The organism is Chitinophaga sp. 180180018-3 (genome assembly GCF_037893185.1).
Lineage (GTDB): Bacteria > Bacteroidota > Bacteroidia > Chitinophagales > Chitinophagaceae > Chitinophaga.
Window position 1 is genome coordinate 5,642,959 of sequence record NZ_CP140772.1, and the last position, 18,389, is coordinate 5,661,347.

General features: G+C 47.0%; 16 protein-coding genes. 4 read left to right on the forward strand and 12 right to left on the reverse strand.

Features of this window, described 5'->3' with window-relative positions:
- Positions 1-86: 86 nt before the first annotated feature.
- The 6 genes from UNH61_RS21945 to UNH61_RS21970 all read right to left on the reverse strand — a co-directional run bounded on the left by UNH61_RS21945 (position 87) and on the right by UNH61_RS21970 (position 7,661).
- Entirely contained in the window at positions 87-1,202 is a 1,116-nt protein-coding gene (locus UNH61_RS21945) for an efflux RND transporter periplasmic adaptor subunit (protein WP_326994150.1), read from the reverse strand.
- Positions 1,192-4,332, reverse strand: a complete 3,141-nt coding sequence (locus UNH61_RS21950; RefSeq protein ID WP_326994151.1) for an efflux RND transporter permease subunit — start codon at positions 4,330-4,332, stop codon at positions 1,192-1,194. Before UNH61_RS21950 ends, UNH61_RS21945 begins: the two co-directional genes overlap by 11 nt.
- Positions 4,333-4,345: 13 nt before the next feature.
- Positions 4,346-5,725: a TolC family protein gene (locus UNH61_RS21955; RefSeq protein ID WP_326994152.1), complete on the reverse strand. Its 1,380-nt coding sequence runs from the start codon at positions 5,723-5,725 to the stop codon at positions 4,346-4,348.
- Between the two features lie 3 nt (positions 5,726-5,728).
- Complete coding sequence (locus UNH61_RS21960; protein ID WP_326994153.1) at positions 5,729-6,133, reverse strand: DUF1259 domain-containing protein; 405 nt, start codon at positions 6,131-6,133, stop codon at positions 5,729-5,731.
- Between the two features lie 88 nt (positions 6,134-6,221).
- The gene (locus UNH61_RS21965; RefSeq protein ID WP_326994154.1) at positions 6,222-7,082 is read right to left on the reverse strand and encodes a chromate resistance protein ChrB domain-containing protein; all 861 of its coding nucleotides are present in this window, start codon (positions 7,080-7,082) and stop codon (positions 6,222-6,224) included.
- Between the two features lie 69 nt (positions 7,083-7,151).
- Positions 7,152-7,661, reverse strand: coding sequence for an RICIN domain-containing protein (locus UNH61_RS21970; RefSeq protein ID WP_326994155.1), 510 nt, complete (start codon positions 7,659-7,661; stop codon positions 7,152-7,154).
- Positions 7,662-7,899: 238 nt separating this feature from the next.
- Here UNH61_RS21970 and UNH61_RS21975 point away from each other — a divergent pair, with 238 nt between their 5' ends.
- Positions 7,900-8,949: a serine hydrolase gene (locus UNH61_RS21975; protein ID WP_326994156.1), complete on the forward strand. Its 1,050-nt coding sequence runs from the start codon at positions 7,900-7,902 to the stop codon at positions 8,947-8,949.
- Between the two features lie 11 nt (positions 8,950-8,960).
- On the opposite strand, the gene UNH61_RS21980 is transcribed toward UNH61_RS21975, so the two are convergent.
- The gene (locus UNH61_RS21980) at positions 8,961-9,536 is read right to left on the reverse strand and encodes a hypothetical protein (RefSeq protein WP_326994157.1); all 576 of its coding nucleotides are present in this window, start codon (positions 9,534-9,536) and stop codon (positions 8,961-8,963) included.
- 159 nt (positions 9,537-9,695) lie between these two features.
- Here UNH61_RS21980 and UNH61_RS21985 point away from each other — a divergent pair, with 159 nt between their 5' ends.
- From UNH61_RS21985 to UNH61_RS21995, 3 genes are read left to right on the forward strand one after another with little or no spacing between them, the layout of a single operon-like run.
- Positions 9,696-9,833 (forward strand): hypothetical protein, encoded by a 138-nt coding sequence (locus UNH61_RS21985; protein ID WP_326994158.1) that lies wholly within the window; start codon positions 9,696-9,698, stop codon positions 9,831-9,833.
- Between the two features lie 34 nt (positions 9,834-9,867).
- A complete protein-coding gene (locus tag UNH61_RS21990; protein WP_326994159.1) occupies positions 9,868-11,169 on the forward strand; it encodes a glycosyltransferase family 2 protein in 1,302 nt (433 codons plus the stop codon).
- Positions 11,166-13,055: a hypothetical protein gene (locus tag UNH61_RS21995; RefSeq protein ID WP_326994160.1), complete on the forward strand. Its 1,890-nt coding sequence runs from the start codon at positions 11,166-11,168 to the stop codon at positions 13,053-13,055. The genes UNH61_RS21990 and UNH61_RS21995 overlap by 4 nt, the downstream gene beginning before the upstream one ends.
- A gap of 6 nt (positions 13,056-13,061) precedes the next feature.
- Here UNH61_RS21995 and UNH61_RS22000 read toward each other — a convergent pair whose 3' ends face one another.
- The 5 genes from UNH61_RS22000 to UNH61_RS22020 all read right to left on the reverse strand — a co-directional run bounded on the left by UNH61_RS22000 (position 13,062) and on the right by UNH61_RS22020 (position 18,340).
- Positions 13,062-14,219, reverse strand: coding sequence for a hypothetical protein (locus tag UNH61_RS22000; RefSeq protein WP_326994161.1), 1,158 nt, complete (start codon positions 14,217-14,219; stop codon positions 13,062-13,064).
- Positions 14,220-14,229: 10 nt separating this feature from the next.
- A complete protein-coding gene (locus UNH61_RS22005) occupies positions 14,230-15,219 on the reverse strand; it encodes a FecR domain-containing protein (RefSeq protein ID WP_326994162.1) in 990 nt (329 codons plus the stop codon).
- Positions 15,220-15,247: 28 nt separating this feature from the next.
- Positions 15,248-15,802, reverse strand: a complete 555-nt coding sequence (locus UNH61_RS22010) for an RNA polymerase sigma-70 factor (protein ID WP_326994163.1) — start codon at positions 15,800-15,802, stop codon at positions 15,248-15,250.
- Positions 15,803-15,886: 84 nt separating this feature from the next.
- Positions 15,887-16,111 carry a DUF2158 domain-containing protein gene (locus UNH61_RS22015; RefSeq protein ID WP_326994164.1) on the reverse strand — a complete coding sequence of 75 codons (225 nt, stop codon included), beginning with the start codon at positions 16,109-16,111 and terminating at the stop codon, positions 15,887-15,889.
- A 174-nt stretch (positions 16,112-16,285) separates the two neighbouring features.
- Complete coding sequence (locus tag UNH61_RS22020) at positions 16,286-18,340, reverse strand: TonB-dependent receptor (protein ID WP_326994165.1); 2,055 nt, start codon at positions 18,338-18,340, stop codon at positions 16,286-16,288.
- Positions 18,341-18,389: the final 49 nt, after the last annotated feature.

The following is an 18,389-nucleotide window of genomic DNA, read 5'->3' on the forward strand; positions in this document are numbered from 1 at the left end:
ACAGAGACTGTAAAATGCTTTATATCTGCCGCAATTCCGCTCCGGGCGGTACTCAAATCCGGATTTGAGTAGTATTTTCCGGGTGTTTATTTTTTCACTACCCACAAACCGGTACTCCCGGGCTTCCTTTCATCTGTTGCTTTTTTTACCAGTGTATCCCCCACCGTTATATTGCCAAAAATTTCCACACCAGCATCAATTGTCATTCCCTGCCGAACATCTACCCATTCCGCTTTTCCATCTTTCACTCTGATAACAAATTTCTTTTCCTGTGTAGTGGCCACTACCGAAAATGGCACCACAAAAGAAGGCGCATTTCTTTCCAACGGAATTTTCACATAACAAAACACGCCTGCTTTCAGCATGTGGTCGCTGTTGTCGACCTTAAATTCCCACAACTCCGTGCGGGTGGCAGGATCTATTGTTTCCGATTTCCGGGTAAGCGCGGCCTTGAAACGCTCTGTTGGATAGGCATCTACCCGGAAGTCGATATTTTTAAGTGCTCCGGCGGCAGCCACGTATATTTCGGGAACGGCTACACGTAAACGCAGTACGTTGTTATTTTGCACGGTCAGCAACATGGCATCGGTTCCTACCAGCGCCCCGGGATCGGCCTTACGGGCGGTAATAACGCCGTCAAACGGAGCGATGATCTGCAGATAACCGGATACGGCTTTGTACGATTGTGCCTGGCGACTGGCAGCGACGAAAGCAGCACTGTCGGCCTGCATCTGGTTGCGGCTTCGCTCCAGGTCTACCGGTGCTACAATCCCGGGAGTATTTGCCTGCGACGCGCGGTACAGCCGCTCGTACTGATCTCTGCTGGAAGTCCATCTGGCACGGGCCGACTGCATGGCCGCTTCCGATTCTGCAAACCGGCTGTTTACTTCCGGTGCTTCTATCACGGCAAGTACCTGCCCTTTTCTTACACGATCGCCCATATCCACGCGCATTTCCTTTACAAAGCCCTGCACTTTGGCAAAGAGTACTGCATTTTCATAGGGCGCCAATTCCGCCGGGAATTCGGCCGTTTTCTTCAGGGTATCCTGTTTCAGGATAAGTACCGGCACCGTGTCGGCCGCCGGTGTATTATCAGCAGCGGCCGGCTGTTGCTGATGATGGCAGGCAGCCACCAGCAGCAATGAAGAAACAGCTGCCATTATCCGCATGTTATTATATAATATCTTCCTGTTACTTATCATAATAAGTACTTTTTTCATCGTCTGGATCAAGAGAAACATATTTATAGGGTCTTCTTCCTACTATCCACTGGTACATATGGGGCAGGAAAAACAATACGCTCACCGCCGAAAATATTAACCCACCTACAACGGCAATACCCAATGGCGCAGTTTGATCCCCTCCTTCCGACAGCCCGGATGCCATAGGGATCATACCCGCAATCATGGCGGCACTGGTCATCAGAATTGGCCGGAGGCGGTTTTCTGCAGCCTGTAACTGCGGCGATTCGATTTTGTTTTTCCTGTATTGTTCGGCATTGGTAATGAAAAGTACGGCATTGGCGATGGCCACTCCTACCGCCATGATCGCTCCCATATAAGATTGTATGTTCAGTGAGTTCCCGGTGAGGAACAGCAACAACAGGGAGCCGGCAACCACCGCAGGGATGACAGACAATGCCGTAAGTGCCACCCGGAACGATTGGAAATACACTGCCATTACCAAAAAGATCACCATCACTGCGATCAGCAGTCCAAATTGCAGGCTGGTAAGCGTTTCCCGTAACAACACCGGTTGTCCTCGCAATATAATCTTCGCCCCATTGGGTAATTGTCCCATACTGGTGATGGCGCTATTTACTTTTTTAAACACCGTTCCAAGATCCTGTTTATACACATTGGCTGTGATGGTGATATATCGCTGCTGATTCAGCCGGTCGAACTCTCCCGGTATCACCATTCTTTTCCAGGAAGCTACTTCATTCAGATAGTGGGAGTTGCCCACACCGCCGGAAACCGGTATAGCTTCAAGCTGACTGGTACCATTCATTTTAAACTCAGGATATTGCACCTGCACCTGGTAAGCCGTACCAGTAGCCTTATCGAGCCAGTAGTTAGGTGTGGTAAACCTGCTGGAAGAAGTGGCGGCAACGGTAGACCGGGTAATCTGTTCGGTGGTAAGCCCCAGCTGTCCTGCTTTCACGCGGTCCAGCTCCAACCGGATGGCCGGATAGTCTAACGGTGTGGCTATCTGCAAATCCCGCAGCGATGAAATAGCTGATAATTTCTTCACTAATTGTTCTGCTGTTTTCCGGCCTTCAGCGAGGTTCTTATTTACAACCGCTATCTCCACCGGGTTGCTGCTACCCAGGTTCAGCACCTGCTCTACTATATCGCCCGGCTCAAACGATAATTTCGCATTCGGAATAGTTTTGGCAGCTGCTGCCCGTAGTTTTTCCCGGAAGATGTCAATCGGCATCACACCCCGTTTGAGTTTTATTTTCGTAACGGATTCATGTGGGCCGCTTGTCCACAGATGAATATAATTTACCGGATAACTCGACGGCTGTGTACCTATAAATGCAGAAGTTATTTCTATCTGTTGTTTACCTGCAATGCTGTCTGCGAGAGATAATAACGCCCTGGTGGCATCTTCTGTCCGCTCAAAGCGTGTACCTACCGGCAGCCGGAGACGTACCTGCGTTTGTCCGCTGTCGGTTTGCGGGAAAAGCTCGGTACCAGTGAATATAAACAGCAGCACCATTAACACGACAGATGCGAGCAGGAATAACACAGCTATCCACTGAAAACTGTTTTTTCCCCGTTGGCCGGCGGCGGCATAGCGTTTTTTTATCTCGCTAAAAAATTTACGTTCTTTCTTCTCCCCTTCCTGCAGCGATTCCCGGAATAACCAGTTAGATACTACCGGCACAAACGTCTGCGACAAAATGAAGGAAGCAATCATCGCAAACCCCACAGCCAGCGACAATGGCAGGAACATCGCTCTGGGTACACCGTTCATGAAGAGTGCTGGCACAAATACCGCCAGGATACTCAACAGAATTAACAGCTTAGGCCCTGCTATTTCCATACTCGCATCCGCAATGGCCCGGGCTTTGGTTTTCCCGGTTTCCATATGCCGGTGAATATTTTCCATCGTCACCGTTGCTTCATCCACTAATATACCCACGGACAGGGCCAGTCCGCCTAATGTCATGATGTTGATGGTTTGTCCGGTGAGATACAACAGGATCGCGGAAGTAAGCAGGGCCAGGGGGATGGTCATGATTACGATGAGCGCGCTCCGTTTATCGCCAAGGAAAATGAATACCATCAGGCCAGTCAGGATAGCACCCAGCCCGCCTTCAAACAACAGGCTTTTCAATGAATTGATCACATAGCCCGACTGATCAAAGGCGTAAGATACTTTGATATCAGCCGGTATGGCGGCCTGCATATCGGGCAATGCGGCTTTAACACGTTGCACTACATCCCAGGTAGAAGCGTCAGCTCTTTTGGTGACAGGGATATATACCGAGCGTTTTCCATTAATGAGCGCATAGCTGGTAGTGACGTCCGCACCCAGACTCACATTAGCGATGTCTTTTACATAAACAGCCGGACCCACGCCCAGCTGTAGTGGCGTATTCTGAAGATCCTGTAAAGATTCGATCACGCTGTTCTGAGGCGTGATATAAGTAGTATCGCCAATACGCACATTCCCTGCAGGCGCCACTGCATTTGATTTTGCTACGGCCTGCACCACCTGATCGGGGCTCAGGTTGTAGCTCCGCAGTTTATCGGGATCCAAGGTAATCAACACTGTTTTCTGGTTTCCCCCAAACGGCGGTGGGGCCGATACGCCGGGGAGTGTGGAAAACATCGGGCGTACACGGAATAAAGCCAGATCGGATATTTCGCTCAACGACCGGCTGTCGGAACTGAACACCAGCTGGCCCACCGGAACGCTACCGGCATCAAAACGGGTAATGAACGGAGGTACCGTACCCGGGGGCATGAAAGCCCTTGCACGGTTTACATAGCCCACTACTTCCGCCATGGCCTGGCTCATGTCGGTACCTTCATTAAATTCTATTTTGATAATAGCGGCACCCTGTATACTCCTGGAGTCGACATATTTCACGCCGGTGATATAGAGGAAATGATATTCATAGTAAGATGTAACAAAGCCTTCCATCTGCTCGGGCGACAAGCCCCCATACGGCTGTGCCACATACACCACGGGCAATCCGAGGCGTGGGAAAATATCCACCTTGGCCTGCCTGACGGACAGGTAAGAGAAGAATACAATGGCCAAAGCAGCCACCAGAATGGTAACAGGATGTCGTAAAGCCGAACGGATTAGCTTCATAGTTCGTTTATCATTATTTCAGGTTGTCTGTAAACGTGGTTAATTGCCCGTTAGCCACTGCAATATCCAACAGCGACCGCCAGGCTTGCAGAAATGCAGCCGCTTCCCCGGTTTCCGCTTTCAGCAGGTCGTACTGTCCCTGAATCAAACGGGTAAAGTCGACCAATCCGCTTGCATAGCTGACTTTCAATCCTTCGAAGGCAAACCGCGCTGCCTGCGATTGTACCTGCGTTTGCCGGGCAATCAGTATATTCTGATCGTAATTATACCGGGCAGTTTCTTTTTGCTTCTGCAGGTTAAGCGCCACCTGATCGAGTTGTGCTTCATCGGCTCTCAGCAATGCGCTGTATTGTTTCTTTTTCAGGTGCACTTCGGAAAATTGAAGAATGGGGAAGCTCACCTGTACCCCGGCTCCATAGTTTTTGTGAGAAAGAGACCAGCCATCTGCTTTATCGATAACACCATCGGCCTTTACGCCCGAACCGCGTGCATAAGCGTTGGCCCACAGATCCAGGCGAGGGCGCCAGATGCGTTGTATTTCTTTCAGGGAAGTGGCGGTGAGTTCTTTCTTCGTCTGGTAGTATTGATAAGCGGGATTGCCTGAGGGGCCGGCAGTGGTGTCGGCTTGCTGAGGCAGTACACTGAACAAAGTAGTATCCGCTAACAGTATATTGTCAGGCAGATCCGGCAAACCGGTTAGCCTCGTTAGCTCCGCCACCTGCGCATAATACTGGCGCTGAACAAGCAACAGATCTGTTGTTGCCTGTGCCAGTGCGGCCTGAAACTGGGTGGTATCAATACCGGGGCGAAGTCCTTCTCTTGTATACACCAGCGATTGTTGCAAGCCTGCGTTGGTGCGGTCGATGTTAGCCTGGAAAGTGCGGACGAGCTTCTGCAGGTACGCTGCATCCAGGTAAGCAGCGATAGCAGCATATTGTTGCCGGAACAACGCATCATTATAGGTGTTATTGGCCAGCTTGTACTGGGCGGCGGCCTTCTCCACGGCAGCGCTTCGCTGACCGAAGGTAAGTGGCGTCCATTTCAATAGCGCGCCCACAGCAGTACCGGGTACAGGATCGTAGATATTACCTGCCTGAGGCGGGCCGCTGATAGGCAACATAAAACCGGGATAGCTCATACCTGTTACATTGTTGTAGGTGGCGTATCCGGCCTGGTAGCCTGCATTTATCTCAGGCAACAGCGTGTTTTTTGCGAGGTTGATGCCGTATTTGCTGCTCTTAGCCTGCTCCTCATAGGCTTTCATCTGAGGCTGGGAAGATTGCACAAGACTTATCACCTCTTTAATACGGATCACCTTTTGCTGGGCGTGCGATACGAGAGCGGGCAGCGATGCCAGACCAAAAGTTAGTATTTTGCTATACCAGGCATTCATTTATTAGTTATTTACAGAAAGGCTCATTCGCATCCGGGCTTTTGGTATCATCCGGTGCAGCGTTGCTAAAGTAATCATATCCGGTGGTCTGTCATAACTTTTATAGGATGAATCCGGCAACCAGGGTAATAAATAACGAGGAAATAATGTAAATCCCGTATAGCCGGATACGTTAGTTCGGCTATTGGTGACGCCCCCTGTCTGGTTCAACGCAGCTTTCAACCCTTTAGCCAATTTTTCAGCAGTACCGGTTCCCCAGTAATGCAGGAAAAAAATGCGGGGTTGTTCATGTACCATGTGGTTATGCACTGCCACTACTTCAATTCCGTTCTCCAGATGATTACAGGCCACCGCCAGTAAAGTTATCAGTAACAATGAAGAAAGAAAACATGGATTCGAGCGCGTCATGACAGATGTATTACAGATTTAACAAAATGAACATCGGTGTTTTAAACTGCAAGTTCTCACTCTCATTCATCAAAAAATAGAACAAATACTAAGGTTTGGCCTGTTTTTTACTTTTCACTAATTCTTTTTTGTAGGCAGATGGACTTTTGCCCATGTACTTTTTAAAGATACGGGTAAAATGGCTCTGGTCGGAAAACCCGGTCAGATAAGCGATTTCAGTCATAGAATGATTCGTAGTACTTAAAAGCTGAACGGCTTTATCTATCCTGAGCTTACGTATATAATCCCCGAACGACAGGTCATCAAAGTACTTGGAAAATTCGCGGGATAAATAGGCCGGATGCACCTGAAGGGTTTCCGATAAACCTTTCAGGTTTAGATTCAGGTTGGTATCGATTTGATCCTGGATGATCTCTTTCAACTCTTTGGCCCAGCCGGGGATCCTCCGGTTATCTTTTTCCTGTTGAAGAAATTTTTTGAAGATGTCCAGCAGCTGATTTTCAAATGGCTGCTGCGTGTGCTTTACGTTTTGCAGGTATTTCGCCCAGCTGTAAAGAGCATCGTATAGCATCATCCCTTTTTCCAATAAAGCCTGATCATTGGATTCATTATAGGCCATACCCGCGGAGATGGCCCATAATCCCGATGCCTGGCCGGCAAGGTCGTGACGGTCTGTGTCCGCACCTCTTACAATAGGGGCCATGATATGAACAGCCGGGTCTGTTATGTTGTGTTTCTTTATAATAAAGTCGAATGTACACTGATCTTCATAGTGTGTATATTCAACGCCCGCAATATCAAAAGGAATCGCCACTTCCGCTTCAGCCCGTGCTAGCACCTGTTCAAAGGGAACATAGATAAAAATCGCCTCCGGGTCTACAAATCTTCTGATAAGCCAGGGGCAGGCGAGCCGGTCTATCTTTGGTCGTTCGCGGGTAATCCACTTCATAAGGAGTCAGTCATATGCCTTGTAATTTAGCATTATTTGGCTGATTTATGCAGGGGATCTGCTTTCAGCTTACATTTCGGGATGCTGTTCCTTCAATGTCCATCGCAGCAACTTTGAATCACTTTTGCCTGTAAGAACGATAGGAGCATTCACTGTTCCTTTATTATCTGAAGGCGCGAGGTACAGCGCTGTTCCTTTCGCCCTGATCAGGTAACTATCATTTCCGGCGGGGATAAATTCGAACTGCTGATCGCCCTTACCGCTGACCAGTGGTTGTTCTTCCAGGGCGGTACCCTCAGCCGGAACAGACTGTTTAGGCTGCAGCGACTTACCTGAATAGAGATTAGCCAGCTGGTATATATTTCCTTCTATCTTCCTGAAATCCCAGGTAACACATTTCCAGTTAACTGGTGAATAGGCCACCACAGGCGTTCCATTCCGGGTATCGGCATCTTTAATACGAAGTACCACGCCAGTTTCCGCATTCCGGATGGCGAACGTACCAGAGATGACCTGCGAAAAACAGCGGTCGGAAAAAGCAATGATAATAGTCAGTGACAGCAGTGGAAACAGTTTCATAGAACGGAGGATGTTTGCATGAATTTCGTGGTAGCCGCAGGGAGTTCCAAATTATTTATATAAGCGGCGCAGATAATATTTTGGATTACCTTTAATTTAATATGATATGATAAAACCCAAACGAATATGCCTCACTTTGTAATTGAATACTCTTAGCATATACCCGAACAACATCCTGCTGATGATATCATGGATACGGTATACGACACTGAACCACTTCTCCAAATTTGAGTGCCATATGAACAGGTATGTTTTATTTCTTGCTTTCGTTTTCTCCTGCTTCAGCTCATATGCTCAGGCGCCATTTGATACCGCCACCACGCTGCGTAACAACCCGGGTATTTTCTCCCTTGTAGTGACAATGGACGATAGTACGGTGTATTCCCGCTACTTTAACGGGAAGGGCTCTACGGAGTTATTCAATAACCAGTCGCTGACTAAAAGCATTGAAGCGGTGCTGATCGGCATTGCTATCGATAAAGGTTTTATTCCGTCTCTCTATACAGGGATCGCCAACTATTTTCCTTTATTAAAAAATGATCCTGATAAGCGGAAAACAACTATTACCATTGCCGATGTGATGAACCAGGCGTCAGGACTGTGGCATGAAAATCTCGCACAGCTCGACGCCTACCTCAGGTTAGAGGATCCCTCAGGATATGTGTTGAAGCAGCCTTTGCTCTCCGCGCCCGGCAGTGAGCTGCACTATAACAATGCTGCCTCTCACCTGCTATCGGTGATACTGTCGAAAGCAACGGGTCTGTCGACCTACGACTTTGCGCGTCGCTACCTGCTTGATCCCCTGGATATCCGGCAATCATCCTGGCCCAAAATGAAAGATGGCTATTACGATGGAAGCGGGCTAATGAGCATACACCTGCGTACCTCCGACATAAATAAAATTGGCCGCCTGCTGCTGAATGAAGGCCGCTATAAGGAGCAACAGATCGTATCTGCCAAATGGACGCAGATGTTATTGAATCCTCCTAAAACGTATCCTGCTCCCTGGCACCTTCGCAATACCGCTTATGGTCTTTGCTACTACCATAAAACCTATCGCGGTGAAAAGATGGTTTATGGCATGGGCTGGGGCGGTCAGTTCCTGATCCTGCTGCCCGGCCTTCACACAGTCATATCAGTTAACCAGGATGTAAACGACCGCACCGCCATACAGCAATCTGATTTATTTATGGACAGTATTCTCCCCATGATTTTCGACTGGATCATATACCGGCGTAATGGTAGCGCTATTCATCCTCCAAACGTGGTTATTTCCGATCAGGATTAATTTAAAATCAATTACCCGCGTTTCTTAGACTTCGGTATCACCCGGCAACATTTCCCATTACTATCCAACGGATCTGCCAGGTAAATACCATTTACCTTTTTGTCCGTTGATTCTGTCAACTCCGCATCATATACAATCTTCCCCTTCCTTATCTCGTAAAAGCGTGATGGCAGGTAGTACATAGAATCCGCAGCCGGATAGGGTTTCGGAGCTTCGCTTCCGCCGAATTCCAAATTGCCGTCGTGGTCCATATCCTTTACGTCCGAACTGATAGCATTGGCCACTGAATCGGCCAGGGAGTGATCGATGTTGAATACATACAACCGGTTTTTATCCGGACTGCCATCTACTTCCAGGAAAAGAAAAACTGACTTGCCGTTTTCTATGAGGCGGTTTCTTCTGCTTTTGTAATTGATAATGTCTTTAGGAAATTGAAACGCTTTATTCCCATTCACGAAAATGGTGCCTTTATACACAGTGATGAGTTGCTGCTGGCTACTGGTAAAATGCAGCTCGTTAGTCGGCTTCTGGGCGCGGGAAGATAAACAGGTAAACAATAGCAGGCATAGTCCGTATAGATAACGCATGATAACAATTTTTAGAGACGTTAAGTTATGGAAATACGCCGGAAGTTACAACTAAAGCAGGAACTACCTGGCTATACAAAATTTTAATGTGCTTCGTAAGGGTATATGTCGTGGCTGGTGTTATTAGGAATATATCATTCTATTTAAATCAACATGATCATGCGATTGGAAAGTATGTTCTGCTATGCCATTAATATATGGAAGGCAGTAGTGACCATCATATGCCTGCTATTATCTCCTTTATTGCTATTGGGGTTCCTCATTCTTAAAATAAGCAACAGGAAGCAGATCAGGTAGTATGTTTTTCATCAAACAGTCAGTTCAATTATCAATGTCAGTCAAACAGGGATACAACTCAAAAAAAGTCAGAGAATACCTGGATTTCTTTCAGCAGCCAGATGGATCCAGGCTATACATCCGGTCTGGCAAAAACGGGATAACAGCAAGCAGTGCCAATGGGAAAACAAAAGAAGGCACTACCTGGCATAACCTGAAAACTATACGGCGTACTTTCGACCAGATTGTGCTGGAAAATATGCTCGGTAAAAGTGAAGATATTCAGCTACTCCTCGAGCAACTCAAACCCCTGATACATCCCCACACCCTTATCATCGTCACAGAATACAACATGGTATGGAATGTGGCGATCAGGCTACGCAGATGGCTGTTCAGAGAAAAAGAAGAAGCAGTATCTAACTGGCTCTCACACAGCGATGTAAAGAACATATTCAGCCTCGAAGGAATGGAAGTTTTCCGGCACACCCGTAAAATATTGCTTCCTTTTAACATTCCATTGCTCAGTGCTTTTTCCAACAGGGTGCTGGCTAATATGCCGCTGTTGAATCATCTCTGCCTCAATCATTTTTATTTCGCACGTTTTCTTTCCAATGAGCTGCCGGAAAAGTCAGCTCAATACTCTACCAGCATCGTCATCCCTGCGCGGAACGAGGCCGGTAATATTGAAAATATTCTCAATCGGATTCCTTTGTTTGGTACGAGGCAGGAGATCATTTTTATTGAAGGCAATTCGTCCGACAATACCTGGGAACAGATGCTGCATGTGCAGCAAAAATACCAGCAACGCAATATCATCACCTTACGGCAAACCGGCAAAGGGAAAGGGAATGCAGTACGGGAAGCTTTCAGCCAGGCCAGCGGAGATATCCTCATGATCCTGGATGCCGACATTTCCGTTGAACCTGAAGATCTTCCAAAATTCTATGATGCATTAGCAAAACGAAGAGGGGATTTCATCAATGGCTGCCGCCTCGTTTATAAAATGGAAGAAAACGCCATGAGAGGTTTCAATTTCATTGGTAATAAGGTTTTTTCCCGTTTGTTTTCCTGGTTGCTACACCAGCCTATCAAAGATACCCTGTGTGGCACCAAAGTATTGCTCAGAACCCATTACCTCGCATTGGAAAAGAACCGGTCCTACTTCGGAAATTTCGATCCCTTCGGAGATTTCGATCTGCTGTTCGGCGCTTATAAACTCGGGTTAAAGATCATTGATCTTCCCGTTAGTTATAAAGCAAGAAGATATGGCAGTACCAATATCTCCCGCTGGAAACATGGATGGATACTCCTGAAGATGTGGGCTTTTGCTGTGGTGAAAATAAAATTCAATCCATGAAAAAACTGACGCTCCGCCACCTGCTGATCATAGCCTGTTTAGCAATCTGTTGCCTGATGCTTGTAATGCTCTTTGATGTTAAAATGACGGAAGGTGGTGACGACAGCACCTACGTTCAGGGAGCTTTTTACTTCCTCAAAGAAGGCCGGCTACCGGGCTATCAGGGACCTTTATACCCTATTATGCTCAGTCCTGTTATCTTATTCGCAGGTATTAATCTGGTTATATTGAAGCTCACCTCCGCCTTGTTCCTGCTGCTTTTTCTTTTCATCTTCTACAAACTATACAACAAAGTAGTGAGTGCTGGCGTACTACTGCTTATTATCATCTGGTGTGCTGTTAATTCGCATCTGTTATACTATGGCTACCAGCTTTATTCCGAAGCATTCTTTCTATTGCTGATGGTATCCACTTTATTTTTCTTCAACCGTGCATTCATTGTACCCAACAAATACCCGCCGGTCCGGAAACACCTGTTGCTGGCCCTACTGCTCCTAAGTTGCTTCCTTACCAGAACTGCGGGGATATTCTGCATACCGGGTATTGTACTTTTTTTTCTTGCCTACAAACAATGGAAGGAGCTTCTCTATAACATCGGTGCTATTGGGGTGGTATTTATTGTATATTTTACCGGTAAGAAGGTAATATGGCCCGCTGCCGAAGGGGTATATTTTAAAACACAGCTGCTGTCGCTGATGCAGAAAGATTTCTATGATCAGTCGAAAGGATACGAAAATCTTACTGGTATGCTACAGCGCCTCATAGACAACAGTCATGAGTATTTCTCTTATCACGGTATGAACATATTGGGTTTTCTGCGCGACACTAATTTCCACACCAATGCAATGATCACCCTGCTATGCTGTATATTACTAGGATGGGCGCTCTGGTTCCACTACGGGCGTAATCAGCTGTTGTTCCTGACAGGTGTGATGATATTTTCCGGCTGCATCGTTTCATTTCTCGCATTGCAGGCCAGCTGGAATCAGGAACGTATTATCCTGATCTATGTACCATTTATCCTTGTTGTGCTGGCCGCAGCACTGGAAAAATGGCGCCCGGCAGGCATCAATGCCGGTATGCCTGTAGCCTGCACTGTACTTGCCTTCTCCGCTGTTGTGAACCTGAAAACAACACTGGTAAAAATAGATGAGCACAACTCTGAAAGGATCGAGAACCTGTCGGGCAACCTGCTGTATGGCTACACACCCGATGTCAGAAATTACATAGAAGCGGCAAGATGGTGTGGAAAAAACATCAGCGGCGATTCAGCATTTGCCTGCCGGAAACCTTCTATTGCTTTTATCTTTTCCGGTGTTCCCAATTTCGGTATCTACAATGTTCCTGCTGTTACTGAAAACGCGTTGGCCGACAGCTGCCAGGATCACCAGAAAACCTCCATACTGGCCGACATTTCAGGGATATTATCTAATGTGGCCGCTTTCAGGGATCTGAGTAGCAGCTTCGGCAGGTATATATACGCCGTTGTACCTTTTCGCATCAACACAACCAGCGACAGAGTTGGTGTAATATACAGGGTTCCCAATGAGTTGAAAAATACGCTGGCTGAAAAATTAAAAACCTATGCAATTCCCGGCCAGTCGGGTATACCGGATATACTCGCCGAATTTAAAAAAGAGCATTATGAATACAATATCTATCCGGTGGATATGTTGAAGCAAAACCTGGTGCAGCGTAAGGTTTCTCATATGATATTGGCCAGCCTCCGCCTGGTACCCGGACAAAACACCGGAAACATCATCAGCACTTTGCATCTGTATGCTTTTTATCTGAGCCTGAAATATCCGAATATGTTCGTGCCTGTTAAAACCATAGGAGATGCAGAGCCGGCGATTGTTTATAAAGTCTGCTATCCGGTGGAATAAGGAGGATCACCGGATACGAAAATACAGTCCGGCCCGGATACCGATCCAGATTTTGTTATTAGATGCCGATTGATCGCTGTAAGTATTGCTGATCGTATACACCGGCTTTATCAGGTAGTAGTTGTTTTCTATCCCCTGCCTGGGAAAAATCATATTATCCGGTGCTGTTTTTATTCCGTTCAGATAATAGGTAGTGTGCAGCAGATTTATTACCGGGCCGAAACGCAGGCTCAGCCGGTTATTCAGTACTTTTTCCACCTGAAGCTCCAAACGCGACAGCTGTCCTTTTACGCCAACTTTAATATTCGTCAGGGAATCAGCCACCGCGGGATAATCTTTCGTCAATGATCCGGTAGTAACGTCAACGTACATACGCCATGAACCGGCTATCCGGAATGAAGTGCCCAATCCGTAAGACCAGCCGTTGACATGGAAGTTTGTATTCCACCTGCCAATAGCATAAAGCCATGGAAAACCGGCGTTAATACCCGGACTGAAATAAAAAGCGTCATCTGCTGCGATGCCTGTTGCCATAAAAAAACTGTTATTGCCTTTCGGTGACCTGCTTTTAGCTACGGATCCCGGCATTGGGGAAGGCAGGGCTGCTATAGGTTTAACAGGAATAACGGCGGGAACAGTTAAAAGTGCAGGAGCCGGCTGCGGTAGAACATAATTTTCGTGTATCCTTATACGTTGTATAACCGATGGTGTTGAATCAGTAATTGCCGGCGCTGGTTGCATCACCTCTTTGGTCCGCGGTGTATTATGCGGCTGGGGCCTGGTGGTAGCAGTATGGCTGGCTTTCACGGCTACACGGGTGGCTGGTGGCTGTTTGCGGGGAATAATCAATTGCCGGGGCGATTCATTGCGCAGGATCACATGGTTCCCGGTTACTGCAAACGACAGCTGATATTTGTTATTGAGATAAGCAAGCAGTTCTCTAACGGTAACGGGCATACGCGGCATGGCAAGCTTCTGCGCGGGGTCTATCTTTGTTGCATTGAAGGAAAAAACAATACCGGCTTCCCGGGAAACGCAGGCCGACAAAGAGTCCAATCGCATTTCATGCAGCGGCAAATGCAACGGCTGGTTAATGTTCTTCACCTGCGCATAGCAGCAATACGGCATATACATGAACAGTACATAAAGCAATAATTTCTGCAAAAATCTGGTATTATCTGCACTCATCTCCGGAAAAATACACAATATTACCTGAAGACCTATATTTTATACCAAGCGAAGCGGCGATGACATTCAGCACCTCCTGCAACGGCTGATGATTAAATTCTGTATTAATCCTGCAATTTGCCAGCAGGCTGTTTTCAAATACAATCCTGATATTGTATGTTTTTTCCAATACCTTCTTCACCTCACTCATCGGGGCATTGTAGAAATACATAGCCCCTGTGGCGTAGGCGTAAACGTTAGGATCTGCGGTTGCCAGGAAGCTCAGCTGATCATTGCGTTTGTCGTAAACAGCAGCCCGGCCTGCCGCTACAATCAGGCTGGCCCCGGCTGCGGTCAGCTTCACAGCCCCACTGTTGACCGTTACGGTTACTGTTCCCGTATCCTGCCATATATTGAAGGAAGTGCCAAGTACTTCTATTCTGAGCTTGTCAACATTCACCACGAAAGGAGTCCCCTGCAGCGGCGTCACGGAAAAATAGCCTTCGCCGTTAAGCGATACATTTCTGCTGTTGGTGGCAAATCCGTTGTGAACAGTCAAGCAGCTGTTTGCCGTTAACGTAATTACCGACTTGTCTGCCAGCGTATCAGTACGCATCCCTCCGACCGCACTCAGTAGCTGGTCGCTACCTGCAGGTGGCTGCCTGAGCATGAACCAGGCAAGCAGGGTGGCGCCCACCATTAGTAATACGCCCGCAGCTATTTTCAGGCTCTGGGGCAACCGGCGTTTGGCTGGCTGATTACTTTCTTCCAGTCCTGTTTTTAGCTGCTCCCATTTACGGTTACGGTCTGGCAGCGAATAAGACTGGCCTTCCGCAGCCCCGGCCCATAAGCGGGAGTACTCGTTAAAGGTGCGCTCGTTTTCCACTGTTTGTTCCCGCCACTTATCCACAGCAATAGCCTCTTCCGGCTGGGCTTCTCCCGCCAGGTACCTGCCAATCAGCAGCAGATCTACTTGTATGTGCTCGTGCTCATTCACTTGGTAAAAATATTACATAGTAACCATTTTATAATCGTATATATATTATTATCAAAACAAATACAAGATAGTCGCTCAGCCTGGCTTTGAAGATCTTCAGCGCTTTACTGATCTGTGCTTCCACCGTTTTAACGGAAATATCCAGGTCTTTTGCTATCTCGGCGTATTTTTTTCCATCCATCCTGCTCTTGATAAAAACAGCCCGGCATTGCGGTGGCAGGTCGTCGAGCACCTCCTGAATGCGACGGGTAAGCTCTCCGGCTATTACTTTATCTCTTGCGTTATCGTCTGTTTTGGTTGTATGGATCGTAGCCAGCCTGCTATGCTGCTGACGGATTTTGTTATTACGGATATCATTGAGACAAAGGCTATAGGTGGTTTTGTAGAGATACCCTGCAATGGCTTCTTCCATCACCACATCGTTCCGCTTCTCCCAGAGCTTTTTAAACACCAGCTGCACAATATCACTGGCCGCTTCACTATCTTTCAGTATAGTAAACGCATAGCGATGCAGCTTATCATGATAAACATGAAAAAGCTTTTCAAATACAGCTAGTTGGTCTGTGTGCCGGGCCCTTTCCAATGATGCAGAATATTCTTACAAAAATTACTCTTTATTATAACACTGGAGAAATCATCTACCCTTACGCGAGCCGGATATTTTTTTCTAGTATCCTCCGCTGTACGCCAAAAATGATCCGTCTTTCCTTTTGGGGATGTTTTTTGTCAATAGTACCTGGGGCAGTTCTACCTGTTCAAATTTGGAAGTGGATGAGTTAAACCAGTAAGACACGATGGTTCCGTTATCAGTATTATTGACAGACAATACTGTCATTACAGGGCCGCCGCTTTTTAATATCACTAAATCGCCCGGGTTAAAAGTTTCTGCCATTTTCTATGGTTTTTCAGATGAATACAGCTGTAGAGGGATTGCTGTTCCTCCTGAGTTAACACAGCTGCCAGTAAATATAAAAATAAACCACATTATAACAAACTTCCCGCATAATAATAAAACAGGCGATACAGGTTTGAACCGGTATCGCCTGTTTTATTTAACGAATATTGTCTAGCGATGAATGCGATAAGATATACCTCCTGTTACCGTTGTTGGAGCCCCCGGGAATATACCACCCCAGAAGTCATACCTGTGCGTAAAATAGCGTTCATTCAACAGGTTGTTCACCGTCAGACTTACGCCCCATTTATTCCAGTTATAGTTAACAGAAAGATTCAGCAGATTGTACGATGGAACGGCTCCATTACTACCATCAGCGCTTGGCGCTTCGGTATTCAGCGCATCGTTGTATTGCTTACCCGTGAAAGTATTGTATACATTGGCGATCAGCTCACCCTTCCCAACACCTGTCTGATATTTTGCCCCTACTGTGAACATTTCCTTAGGAGCATACGGGAGTAAGTTTCCTTTGTTAGGCCCATCGTTGAAAGTAGCTTTCTGAATGGCTGCTGTGGTGTACAGGCGCAACCCTTTGGCAGGCAATACACTCAGTTCAAACTCCACACCTCTGTGCAGGGCTTTGCCTGCATTGGTATAAACACCTCCCTCTTCGGTCAGCTTGTGGTTGAAATCCAGTATGTACCCGCTCAGGCTCATATCCAGCCAGTTCACCGGTGTAGTACGGATACCTATTTCATAGTTATTGGAGGTTTCCGCGCCCAAATTGTTTCCATTCTTCACCGTTCCGGGATCCAGGGCTGCATATAACACCGGGGGATTGTAGCCTTTGGAAACAGTACTGTATATCCTGAAGCGCTCTACCGGCTTGTACAATAACCCGAACGAATATATGAGGATATGACTTTCTGTATTGGTTTTCACACCAGTCATATAGTCGTTTTGTCCATAGTTGATAGCGGTATATCGCAACCCGGGTGTGAAGCTGATCTTATCAGAGAAATGAATTTCATTCTGGATATAGCCTTCCATTACGTTCGTGGGAATGGTAGTAGAGAACGTTGTTTTACCTGTATGCTGCAAGGGATTATCTCCCATCACTTTGATGCTGTTGGTCTGGTCGCCGAGGTATTTCAGGCCCACGATCAGCGAGTTATCGAATCCCAGGAGCTTGTTGGTTCTGTTATACTCCAGCACTGCGCCACCGGTGAAGATATCCCGCAGATCGCCGAGAATGGATTTTTTCTCGCGTTTGGTATCGTACCACCAGTTTCGCTTAAAGTAATTGGCGAAAACAGAAAGAGAGATGTTGTTAGTGGCGTCAATGGTCTTTTTGTAGGTAATGGCGGTAGAATAGCGCTGTGCATAAAACTGATCATAGGGATTTACGCTCTGGCGGTAGTTCTCTTTATATTGCTGCTCAGAAAGCCCTCCTGGCGTTTCTGCATCTTCTGTATAAACATTTCCGGAAACAGAAAGCTCATTGGTGGAATCGAGCTTCGCTCCTACTCTGAAAGTAACATCGTTGGTATTAAATGCGGAGCGGCTGGTACGGAATCCATCGCCCTGGCGGCGGTTGTAGTTCAGATAATAATTGAACTTACCATTATCTCCATAGGCAGATGCATTTCCGTTGAAATAGTTGTAGCTACCGTATTCCAGGCTGGCGGATGCATTGGGCGCTCCCTGTCCTTTTTTGGTGATCAGGTTAATAACGCCTCCTATGGAGCCGGCACCATATAATACGGGTGACGCACCTTTGATCACCTCAATACGTTCCAGGGAAGCAATGGGCAACATGTAATAAGCACCCAGCTGACCGTAGCTTTGCCCCAGGGGGATTTTTCCATCTACCAATACCACTACATATCCATTCCTTCCCGGGTCCAGTCCACGTAATCCAATACCAGGCTTCAGGCCGCGGCCGTCTTCATCCTGGTAATTGGCGCCTGGGATCAGGCGGATAGCATCGCCCACCGATTGAATACCCAGTTCTTTGATTTGTTTACTATTGATAATATTGACAGTGCTTGCCAGATTTTTGATCTTATTATTGAGACCGTTGGAAGTAACGGTCACGTCTTGCAGCGATATATTCCATAAACTATCTTCTGTGGCCTTCTTCCGGTCGGGCGCCTGGGCGGCGGCATTGAAAACAGTGGCAGCGGTAAGGCAAACCGGAAGGATGATGCGGTTGATCTTAGACATAATTTGTGTATTAAAAAACGCTGCAAAATTATGGCTAAGAAAAGGGGGT

Coding starts and splice junctions, on each gene's coding strand:
- UNH61_RS21945 (WP_326994150.1), bottom strand. CDS start 1,202: ATGATAAGTAACAGGAAGATATTATATAATAACATGCGGATAATGGCA.
- UNH61_RS21950 (WP_326994151.1), bottom strand. CDS start 4,332: ATGAAGCTAATCCGTTCGGCTTTACGACATCCTGTTACCATTCTGGTG.
- UNH61_RS21955 (WP_326994152.1), bottom strand. CDS start 5,725: ATGAATGCCTGGTATAGCAAAATACTAACTTTTGGTCTGGCATCGCTG.
- UNH61_RS21960 (WP_326994153.1), bottom strand. CDS start 6,133: ATGACGCGCTCGAATCCATGTTTTCTTTCTTCATTGTTACTGATAACT.
- UNH61_RS21965 (WP_326994154.1), bottom strand. CDS start 7,082: ATGAAGTGGATTACCCGCGAACGACCAAAGATAGACCGGCTCGCCTGC.
- UNH61_RS21970 (WP_326994155.1), bottom strand. CDS start 7,661: ATGAAACTGTTTCCACTGCTGTCACTGACTATTATCATTGCTTTTTCC.
- UNH61_RS21975 (WP_326994156.1), top strand. CDS start 7,900: ATGAACAGGTATGTTTTATTTCTTGCTTTCGTTTTCTCCTGCTTCAGC.
- UNH61_RS21980 (WP_326994157.1), bottom strand. CDS start 9,536: ATGCGTTATCTATACGGACTATGCCTGCTATTGTTTACCTGTTTATCT.
- UNH61_RS21985 (WP_326994158.1), top strand. CDS start 9,696: ATGCGATTGGAAAGTATGTTCTGCTATGCCATTAATATATGGAAGGCA.
- UNH61_RS21990 (WP_326994159.1), top strand. CDS start 9,868: ATGTCAGTCAAACAGGGATACAACTCAAAAAAAGTCAGAGAATACCTG.
- UNH61_RS21995 (WP_326994160.1), top strand. CDS start 11,166: ATGAAAAAACTGACGCTCCGCCACCTGCTGATCATAGCCTGTTTAGCA.
- UNH61_RS22015 (WP_326994164.1), bottom strand. CDS start 16,111: ATGGCAGAAACTTTTAACCCGGGCGATTTAGTGATATTAAAAAGCGGC.
- UNH61_RS22020 (WP_326994165.1), bottom strand. CDS start 18,340: ATGTCTAAGATCAACCGCATCATCCTTCCGGTTTGCCTTACCGCTGCC.